The sequence below is a fragment of the Psychrobacter immobilis genome, from assembly GCF_904846185.1.
Taxonomy (GTDB): Bacteria; Pseudomonadota; Gammaproteobacteria; order Pseudomonadales; family Moraxellaceae; genus Psychrobacter; species Psychrobacter immobilis_B.
Window position 1 is genome coordinate 62,222 of sequence record NZ_CAJGZQ010000016.1, and the last position, 11,007, is coordinate 73,228.

Here is an 11,007-nt window from a genome sequence, read left to right on the forward strand (position 1 = left end):
AATAAGACGTCAACTCCTATGTCCAGTCAATCTCACGAAGTTCTGCGTTTAGAGGCACTAAAAAAGTCTTATAATATCGGTCAACCTAATGAGATTGAGGTGCTGCACGGTATTGACTTAACCATCAGCAATAACGACTTTGCTGCCCTGATTGGTCCTTCTGGTTCAGGTAAAAGTACTTTGCTAAATGTACTAGGGTTACTAGATCAGCCAACCAGCGGTGAGCTATATCTATTGGGTCAAGCAACCAGCGCTATGAATGATGCTGGTCGCACCGCTTTGCGTGGCAGTAGTATTGGCTTTGTCTTTCAATTTCATCATCTGATTCAAGCGTTTAGTGCATTAGACAATATCTTAATGCCGCTAACATTGACAAGGGGTCGTCCAAATAAGCTTACTATCCAAAAAGCGCGCGAGCTACTGGCAGCGGTTGGGTTAGAGCGCTTTGCTGACAGTAAACCTAACGAGCTATCAGGTGGTCAGCAACAGCGTGTTGCCATTGCACGTGCCTTGATAACCGAACCGGCATTGCTATTGGCTGATGAACCTACAGGTAATCTGGATACCGTGACGGCTGGAGAAGTGTTTGAGCTGTTCCGCAAAGTCAATCAGGAACGTGATTGCGCGGTATTGCTGGTCACCCATGATCCACGCTTGTCAGCATCTTGCGATCGAACGATTAATTTGGTTGATGGTCGTATTGATAGTGATACGTTGAATAATTGAAAAATATCGTAGTGATAATAAAAGTCATATTGGCGGATTACTTATCTGCTTAACAAGAATTCCTATAAATACCGCCGTCAATATAGTCATTCCACTATAAAAGCATTACAGCGTTAGCCTCGCTTGAAGTATTTAATATACATCTACACTCGGTTGCCTTGTACTACTTTTAAATTGAATCGACTATAGTGACATCAATAAAGGTAGCGGCTTTGATTGTATGAAATCTCATAGAAAACACCCAATAATAAAAAACCCTTTTTTATAAAAATTTAAGGTAAAAGCTAAATATATCTATATTTCTAGGTCAATGTATTCGTGTCATCACCTTTAGAGCCATGCTCATTCAAAATGATTTTGTTATCTATTGTTAAATACCAGTAGATGCTATGTATAATGCAGCACTAGCATAGCTTTCACTCAGTATGGCTTTCACTCATATGCCTTTAATAAGAAGATTACATTATGTCAAACAAGCGTCCTTTATATATTCCCGTTGCAGGCCCCGCTCTTTTAGAGACTCCTTTACTAAATAAAGGCAGTGCTTTTTCATCAGAAGAGCGTGATAGCTTTAATTTAACTGGGCTATTACCTCATAACATTGAGACAATTGAAGAGCAATCACTACGCGCTTATCATCAACTGCGCTCATTCACTAATGATATGGATAAGCATATTTACTTGCGTAACATCCAAGATACCAATGAAACTTTATTTCACCATCTAATTGAGCAGCACATTGAGGAAGTCATGCCGCTCATTTATACCCCAACTGTGGGTCAAGCATGTGAAAAATTCTCGCAAATTTATCGCCGTAAACGGGGTTTGTTTATCTCATATCCTGAGCGCCATAAAATTGATGACATGCTGCAAAATGCCACCAAGCAAAACGTCAAAGTGATCGTTGTCACTGACGGTGAACGTATATTGGGCCTAGGGGATCAAGGTATTGGTGGTATGGGTATTCCTATTGGTAAATTGGCTTTGTATACCGCTTGTGGTGGTATTAGCCCTGCTTATTGTCTACCAATTTTGTTGGATGTTGGTACCAATAATCAACAACTACTTGATGACCCTATGTACATGGGTTGGAGAAACCCACGCATTTCTGGTGATGAGTATAATGAGTTTGTCGACTTATTCATTCAAGCCGTTAAACGTCGTTGGCCTGAGGCATTATTACAATTTGAAGATTTTGCCCAAGAGAACGCGACACCATTATTGAATAAATATCGTGACCAATTATGCTGCTTCAATGATGACATTCAGGGTACTGCTGCTGTTTCAGTAGGTACCTTGATTGCCGCGTGCTTAAACAAGGGTCAGAAGCTTAGCCAACAAAAAATAGCATTTTTAGGCGCAGGGTCTGCTGGTTGCGGTATTGCTGAGCATATCATTCGCCAAATGCAGCGTGAAGGGTTAACGGAGGCGCAGGCTCGCAGCCAAGTATTTATGGTTGACCGCTATGGCCTGCTTACTGATAACATGACGGAGCTACAAAAATTCCAAGAACCGTTAGTACAAAAAGAATCTGCTATTGAAAGCTGGGATAAAAGTAAGAAACTCGGTTTAGCACAAGTGGTTAAACAAGCAAAAATAACCGTATTATTCGGCGTCAGTGGGCAAAAAGGTCTGTTCACCCAAGAGGTGATCGAATCCTTGTGTGTTAATACTGAACATCCTATTGTATTACCACTTTCAAACCCCACGTCTCGTGTGGAAGCGACGCCGCAAGAAGTGACTAATTGGAGCAAGGGTAAGGCAATTGTTGCAACAGGTAGCCCTTTCCCTCATACCACTTTTGAAGGTCAATCTTTCGAGGTTTCTCAGTGTAATAACAGCTATATTTTCCCCGGAATTGGTCTGGGTGTTTTAGCAGCACGGGCGACGGGTATTAGCGATAATATGCTCATGGCGGCAAGCCAAGCCCTTGCAGATATATCAATGGAATACGAAAAAGCACCTGGTGCCATCCTACCGCCGATTAAAGTTATCAGAGAGATCAGTGAAAAAATAGCGTATGCAGTGGCATTGCAAGCGGCTCAAGATAAGCTAGCACTACCTATCACAGCGGAGAATTTACAACGTCGATTAAAAGCGAATTTTTGGTTACCTGAATATCGTAATTATCGCCGTACTTCTTTCTAATGTTAGAAATTAGATATAACAAATTCTAATATTAGGCACATTATCTAAGTAAAATATTAAATGAAAAAAGGTTGCTAACGCTATATTACATATAGTATTGGCAACCTTTTTTACTGCTATCCAATCCATTAGTTTACCAAGTTTACTTTTACCGATTCTTCAGCACAGTTCAATGATTGTTTTCTATTAAATTCTAGACAATAAAAAACCCTTACAAGTCAGCAGTGACTGTAAGGGTTTGAATTTGGTGGGCCCAGTATCAACCACATTAAAATATCAAGTTATTGATTTAATTAATTTTATTTAAAAATATTTTTCATTATACCAACGGTTATACCAACAATTTAATATTGTTGTTAGCCTAAATCTACGCAGTAAAAAGTAAGAATATAAACATGTTAATTTTTGTTATTTACAAACCTCAACTAAAATTAATGCATTTCCATAAGATTGATGACCTTGCGTAATGCCATCATAATATAGTCTTTCCTCAATGCTTTGACATTCACTTGTCAGAACATGTTGGAATAGGTGCTATAAATTAACGTCCAATTATAATTGCTTTTATGCTCCAACTGCATTAGCTTCTCTTTTTCGTAGATTGATTAGCGGGCTATGTTATCGCAAACCTCAAATCATAATATGATTCATGGATGTTTGTTATTATATCGAGTAAAAGACTTAAGTTAAGCCTTTACATTCGCAGTTGTATGGCATAAATTAAAAACGTTTATAAACGCCAATCTCAACTTATCGTAGGCTTTTGATTTTTATAGAATTTAAAATTCTAATTGTTTTAACTGAAATTTTAAAAACTAAGTAAACCAATACCTTAGAAAAACAAGTTGAGAGTGGGGTTTTATAAGTACTTTATTTATCAGACTATATTATAAGGAAGTAAGAATGAGTGATCCAAAAAATGGTGGTACAAATTCAGAAGGTAGAATAGGCTCTGGTATCGAGTCAGACAAAGGTTCGTGGCCATTAAGCAATAAGGGACAGCAACCACCTCCTCCTTCTAGTCAAATACCAGAACTTAAAAAACCTAAAAAATAGCATACTCACCTCGGTAGCAGTAAACCTTAGTTATGATTATAAACTCATTGAAATCAATAGGACAAAATCATGGGGAACTCAAGTAACAATAGTTCTGATTCAGATCGTAAAATAAAATCCGATCGAGGAGGTTCTGTAAGCGGATCTTTAGGTGATGCATCAATTGGGCAAAGACCAACACCGCCAACCAGCGCGCTACCACCTCTCAAGAAACCAAAAAAATAATACGTTTAATTTTTTTTAACATAACGCATTTCTAAGAGTTTGATGTCTTCTCTAGGGAAGTAAGTAACCATACTACCAAGATCATCTGCTAGCTTGACGTCATCCTCTTCTACCCAATCTCCATCTTTTTTTGCAATATGCGTTACATAAAAGGCAATTCCATCGTCATCCATAGTAAAGGGCGCAAATGGCTCACCTACAAAATCAACTGTATTATTACAAGCATAACAAGTACCATCTTTGTGGTATAGCTTAACTTGTAGTGCTCCTACTTTTTTATGTGAAGATAGCGTTTTCCATACATCTCCTAAATTTAGAGTGTTACTCACATTTCTTTTATATAGAAAATCTCTCCACTTTTCTTCACCCCATGTCAGCCACAAGTATGCAATCAACAGCCCTGAGGGTATAGCAAAATAAGCATACGGTGAATCCCATAGCTGAACTGTTAGAGCAGTTGGCAGCCCCAACACTAGTATAAGCATCCACACATCAACTAGCTTTTCAGTCTTTCTATGGTCGCGCCTAAGTAAGACATAACCGATATAGCCAGAAACTAGTGTGGCCTGTACTTGTAAAGGCAACTGTAGTAATTCTTGCATAAGCATCCCCTAACTTTTGACTATTATTATTGCACATACTCAGAGTGCAGTTTAAGAATGAAACGCAATAAAAAACTTGTTACTATTAAACGAATTACCTTATAAAAATACTAGGAAAGATTAGGCAAGGTAACTTAATTTAGGCTTTAGTTTTTTAATATGCACCAACCTTATTTGTCAGCAAATTAACTTGAATATAATTTAAAGCTTCGATAATTAAAATTACTATAGTTTTCATATCATAAAATTTCAAAACTCACATTATCTAAAACTTCACCCAGTGAAAATAAATTGTTGTCAACAATACTGTAACCATAATGGTGCTTGTCATCAGAGAGCAGTTCTTTTTTCTTCCAGTCTAGAATATCTTTATCGATACGCCCGGCTGATTCTAATAGTGAATAGAAAGAAATCTTTTTATGGGTAGAGTTCGTATCTAGTAGTTGAAACTTGACTTCGGCTTGAAGGACTGTATCATTTTTAAACCTTCGCATTAATGGCTGAGAAAAAAAATGGTATTCATAATATGCTTCATTATAGTTAAGGAAAACGATATCAAAAAAATCCATTATATTTTTCAAATCTCTGAATAGAAATTTTATCGAATACGCTAAATCTCTATTTATAGAAATAGATTTTTCTGCAATTCTATCAAATTCGCTTTTTAGCTCTTCATTTTCAGGCCAGCCGTAACATAAAGCCATTAACCTACCTGAATGCTTGTCTATACCCCTGATTTGAGATACTAGATCATATACATCCTTATCTTGGCTAAAGCGTTCTCCAAGCATTCGACCACTATAGACAGCTAAACCTTCATTATCGCTATCAATATTCTTAATTAGAATCTTCTTCAAAGAATTACTATTTGTTGATATTCTGCTTAGGAAATCTATAAGGTTAATGTTATCGATGTCATCAATATTATCTTCAATAAAACTTAAGATGTAGGGGGCGGATTGAGCATCTTTTGATGAATATTTAGCTATGAACCCCCAAACAGGTTGGATGTTATCGATACTATATCTTGATATCTTACTGAAATCTTTGTCGATTACTTTATAGATATAGTCGAAGTTTGCTATAAGTTTATCTGTCATAACTCTACTATGTTTATAACTATCATCAAAACTTAATTCAGGACTAGCACGTCTTTCTTCATCAGTTCTATCTGCCATGTATTGAGACTCATCAAATAGCTGATAGTAATCATCTAGACTTTCTAGAGTTAGAAAGCCAAAAAAAGCAATGCGTCTATCCACTTGAAAAGTTGGTCCAGTCTGGAACACTAAATTTTGAGATACCTCCAAAACTGTTTCAGGAGATTTTTCCTTTATAAAGTCGAAATATGTTAAAGCAGATGCTGATTTTATCACCTCATTCTCTTCATCATGGAACTGGCTTAATCTACTTACAATTTCATCATCACCAATACGGTTTTGAGCCAGCTCACTTATAAGCTTTAATCGCAAGTTTTCTGCCAAAGGTAAGGAGGTTGAGATTAGATCTTCAAAATTGGGAATTAAGTAAGAATAGTATTTAAAAACTACTTCTGGAAACTTTGATAGATTTCGAATTGCTAACTGCTTAATTTTATCATTCTGATGAAAATGACTAACCAGTGTATGTAATGCTTCGTAATATCGTCCAGTCTCTTTACTCAATGACTCAAGTTCATATTCAATAAAATTATCTAGAATGTTTTTATCAAAATAATTTTTATCCAATGTGATTAATGGAGATAATGCACGCTCTCTAAATTTACACTCTCTGTCAAAAAGTATTTTCTCAGCGATAATAATACCTTCTGAAGGTTTGTTTCTAAACACATCTTTTATATAATATGCAGATATAGACGTGTATGCATTAGTTGACTTAAAGTAGTTTTCTAAAGACTTCTGTACCTCCTTGTCATCACTCCAACCAGCTAATAAAGCCGTTATTGACCAATAGGCATTAGAAGAGCTTTCTAAGGTATCCAAGAATTCTCTTTTATTTTCATCCGTACGTCCAATCAAGCCAGCATAGGATTTTTCCATTTGTGGATGTATTCCTTTGGCGCTTTTGATTTTCTTATTAACTACTGAAATAACTTTAGGATTGTTACTAAAATTTTCTGCTAATAACTTCCATAAAATAGCGGAATGTATAAATGGAAAAGGATACTCTTTATTTTCAAACTCTTCTGTTATCCTATCTACTACTTCGTCTAAGTCATTATAGTGTTCAAACAAGATACGCCATGCAGTTTCTTTCCTAATTTTTGCATCACTTATACTTAAGTTTAAAGAGTCAATAAGATGTATATAGAGCTCTTTACTCTTTGACCAACCATCAATTAAAATTCTTTCAATCTCATCATCGAGTGTATAACTTGCGCTGCTTTGCTTATTAACGAACGTATCTAAGTCTTTAATAGTATGACAACCTAAATGAATCTTTAATTTCATGACAAAGACAAAAATATCAGGGTGCTCTGTAGCTCCATACTTGTTTAGATATTTCTTTCTAATCCTATTATCGACCTTGTCAGAGATTATTGAATTAACGAAATAGGCAAGTATTTCAGGGTTATAACAGCTTTCCATAAGTTGAGTAACTTTATCAAATAGCCACTTATCATTAATAAATTGCTGTATTCGCTTGGATGCTTCCAATTTTTGATAATGGTTTCCGTCAATAATGGACTTAAACAAAAACTCTTTGATAGCTGGTGTAAGTTGGTTGAAATTGGCATGCCCTAGTGCTTGTAGACGAGTATCACTGTAATTATACTTATTAGGGAAGTATCTAAAAAAGAAATCGAGTAGTTGAGAGCGTATTTTGTTATTAAAAAGGGCTTTTAACAGTATCTCCCACATAATTTCTTTTTTGGCGGGATTGGTCTCGTATTCGAATATTTTGATAAAATCACTAAGGTAGTTTTTGGACAAATCTACTGGTGCATTACTTAGTGTTAAAGCTATGGAAGCTTTTAGAAAGTCTACATAATGTAACTCATTACCTTCCGATATTTTTATACAATCGAAATGCTGTTTAAAGTATTTTTTCTTCGGTGAGGGGATTAAGCCAAAGTAAAAAGTAATCACTTGATTCCATTGTAGTAAGCTTGCATAAGCCTCAATCTTGCCCTGTGATACATCAGAATCAAAATTCATAAGGTACTTAGCAGACATAAATTCTTGAAACTGACGGTGCATAAAAGCAATTTCAGTAGGTGATTTTTCTATGATGATACCAATTTTGTTAGCGCCTATATCCAATATATCTTTACTGAGTTTTTTTGCTTGCGGAGAGTGATAGTGCATTTCTTCTTCAAAGTATTTGCTAATTACCTTGGTTGCATCATTTTTTGATATTACTCCATCATGATGCTCTTCTTGAATATGCATAGCCAGTATGATGAAGACTTCTTCAATATCAAAATCAAGGTCTATTTCTTCTGATATATTTGCTGATACTCGACGTTTAGTAGGGTGTTTTTTTATCAAGTATTCAGTAATACTCTCAAGTATTTCTACTTTATTTTTAGGTAGTACTGCATTCTGAAATCGTTGAGAAATTAGTATGCTAAGTAATAAAGGGTTGTCGGATAATCTGTAGAGATCTTTAGACTTCTTTAATTCTACTAAAAATTGATTTGTCTCCAATTCAACGTATCCGTTAATTGTCTTATTTAAATGAGCCATCAGTTTAGTGTACCAATAACTTATGTGTTCTTTTTTTTGAGTATCAGATAGGTTGGCTATAGTATGGATTTGTAATTGTTGAAAGTACTCTTGCTGAAGTCTATATCCGTAGGGCCTACTAGAATAAATAACTTTCGCATTCTTGAGAGAGGTTTGAGTCTCAATTTTTGCTATAGCTTGCTTGGCAACAGTTATATTTGTCCATTCATCGACACCATCTACTACCAATAGTAAGCGTTCGTCATCTAACGCATCTTTGACTATGTCGAATATAGACTCACTGTTATTACTTCTGAACCATAAACACAATAAGTCACTAAGGTTAAGGTTTTCGTCTCGATGCAGATTTTTAGTAATAAATGCGAATGGCAACCAAATAGGTAGTAAGTCGCCCCATTTCTTAGTTATATTTTTAAGTTTGGGATGCGTAGATAATAAGTCTAATACAAGATAACGCAACAATGTACTTTTGCCAGAGCCAGGCTCTCCTAGTATCATTATGTTATCTGAGGTAGGTAAATGAGCATCTATGCTCAATCGAACCTCGGTTTCATAATTAATAATTTCAAAACTCTTAGGCTCTTTAGTTTTATCTAATTCACTTTCTTTAGAGAGAATATCAGAGTATTCGAAATCATCTGCTCTCTTATCAAGACGTCTATACTCACTTGCTTGTTGTTTTTGTATAAATTCTGGCTTAATAAAACGTTCTTGAAGCCTGATAGCACAATCATCTAGATAGCCAGACGGAATGCTAGGGTCATATTTTTGAAAAATAGTATCGTATATCCTATAGAGTTCTACTCGATAAATAGTAATTTGATGAGCATCTAACTTCTTAGTCTTTCGGATTTGGTTTAGTGCATCTTCTCCATGAAATGCTTTCACCCATCCTTCACCAAAAAAATCGAATACAATGGATGGATAGTCTTTCAATAGTCGTGAAATTTTAGACTTATCGAGTGTCTTAAATGTGATACCTTGGTTCGCAAGCTTAGTTTTCAACTCATTAAATTTATTTTGTAATTCAGTTCTATCCAGCGTTGTACTGGTACAAAAGGTAAACTCATCACTATTTTTAAACCAATCTCCATCTTCGAAAACTTTAACAGCCTTGTCCAAATCACCCTCTTTAACTTTTTGATATTTTTTACATTGGTAGGAGGCATACTTATCCCCCTTATAAGCAAAGATATCAATACCATCCTGCTTCTGACCTTTAATACCATAGATTTCACAATCATCAATCGAATGATCAATTTGAACTATTCTAAGGCAGAGCTTTTCAAAGTCTTCCCAAGCCAGCTCTTCAACTGGCAAAGTATCAACTGTTCCTTGAATTGGAGGTTTTACTTTAGAAGTGTTAGGAGTATGAAGGTATGTAGTATTTAATTCATTAATCATGGAGTAGCCGTTTCGATTATGACAATTGTTTAGTTAGTATAATAAGGGTTTAAAGTTATTTGTATGGGCTGAGTTTGGAATGGAAAGATTATGACACTCAGCACCCCAATATTAACTAAGCCACCTAATAAAAAAATGGTGGTGTATCAGAAAGTATGCTGGTTAAAACTTGAACAATTTTTGAAGCCTTGAAAGCCCTATAGAATCAGAGAACTTAGCATAGATTTCTTATTGACTTCTATCGCCAGCATACTTTTTAGAACACCACCAAAAAAATTAGTAATCTACCATGCACGTACTACGAACATTAGCTTAAATCGTTTATAAGCATAGCGATCCCATGTTCTGGTTAATAGTAGTAGGTTTATAAATGACTTTCATATACCCGCAATATGAGAGTTACTAGCACCTAGTAACTCTCATATTATAATTATAAATCAAGCCGAAATTAGCATTACACAGCATTCCACCTAAGTAGAATGTAGCAGTCAAAGTGAGTTTAAGTAATCTGTTCTCTCCGCTTCCAGTTCTCTTGACCTAAAGGCATGCGATTGAGTAAGTCACGCCTTGATCGCCAGTCAGGCATCTGAGTATCTAGCAGAGCCTTGAACCTATCGTTATGCTGGCGCTCTTTGAAATGCAGTAGTTCATGAACAATAATGTACTCTAAGCAGGGCAGGGGCTTTTTTGCCAACTCTAAGTTCAGTAGAATGCGACTTTCCTTACTATTACAGCTACCCCATTTAGTCTTCATTTTTTGCACTTGCCAGCTTTTGACGGTGACATTGAGCTGCTCAGACCATTTAGTAATCATAGTAGGGATACGTGCTTTTAATCGAGTACGATAGTATTCATTGAGCAGCTTTAATCTATCGGTAGTCGACGTTCCAGTATTTACGGATAAAACGAGTTTGCCACCTTTTAGCTTGACGTTAGGTGTGAAGTTTTTAGCGGCGTCTAACTCCAGTATTTCAAACCCCGATATTAACGACGTCACCTAAGAAAAGTAAACTTCATACCTCAGTCCTCTACACTATATAAATAGTAGCATATAGAGCTTTCTCGACTCATCAGATTTAAATAAACCCATAGTAATTATAGATATTAGTAATATTTCGAGCACTATAATATTGAGGGATCCATTATCTAATAAGTTA

The 11,007-nt window shown here is 35.7% G+C and carries 6 protein-coding genes; 3 read left to right on the plus strand and 3 right to left on the minus strand.

Translation table 11 applies throughout. From position 1 onward, the window contains the following. Window positions 1–18 precede the first annotated feature (18 nt). From JMW94_RS09880 to JMW94_RS09890, 3 genes are all read left to right on the plus strand, one after another. Window positions 19–726, plus strand: a complete 708-nt coding sequence (locus JMW94_RS09880; RefSeq protein ID WP_109592754.1) for an ABC transporter ATP-binding protein — start codon at window positions 19–21, stop codon at window positions 724–726. Between the two features lie 465 nt (window positions 727–1,191). After that, the gene (locus JMW94_RS09885) at window positions 1,192–2,874 is read left to right on the plus strand and encodes an NAD-dependent malic enzyme (protein WP_045446305.1); all 1,683 of its coding nucleotides are present in this window, start codon (window positions 1,192–1,194) and stop codon (window positions 2,872–2,874) included. A 903-nt stretch (window positions 2,875–3,777) separates the two neighbouring features. Then, complete coding sequence (locus JMW94_RS09890) at window positions 3,778–3,930, plus strand: hypothetical protein (protein WP_201604277.1); 153 nt, start codon at window positions 3,778–3,780, stop codon at window positions 3,928–3,930. A 230-nt stretch (window positions 3,931–4,160) separates the two neighbouring features. Here JMW94_RS09890 and JMW94_RS09895 read toward each other — a convergent pair whose 3' ends face one another. From JMW94_RS09895 to JMW94_RS09905, 3 genes are all read right to left on the minus strand, one after another. Continuing rightward, a complete protein-coding gene (locus JMW94_RS09895; RefSeq protein WP_201604278.1) occupies window positions 4,161–4,757 on the minus strand; it encodes a hypothetical protein in 597 nt (198 codons plus the stop codon). A gap of 239 nt (window positions 4,758–4,996) precedes the next feature. Continuing rightward, complete coding sequence (locus tag JMW94_RS09900) at window positions 4,997–9,850, minus strand: NACHT domain-containing protein (RefSeq protein WP_201604279.1); 4,854 nt, start codon at window positions 9,848–9,850, stop codon at window positions 4,997–4,999. A gap of 499 nt (window positions 9,851–10,349) precedes the next feature. After that, complete coding sequence (locus tag JMW94_RS09905; protein WP_201604280.1) at window positions 10,350–10,847, minus strand: M48 family metallopeptidase; 498 nt, start codon at window positions 10,845–10,847, stop codon at window positions 10,350–10,352. Between the last annotated feature and the right edge of the window lie 160 nt (window positions 10,848–11,007).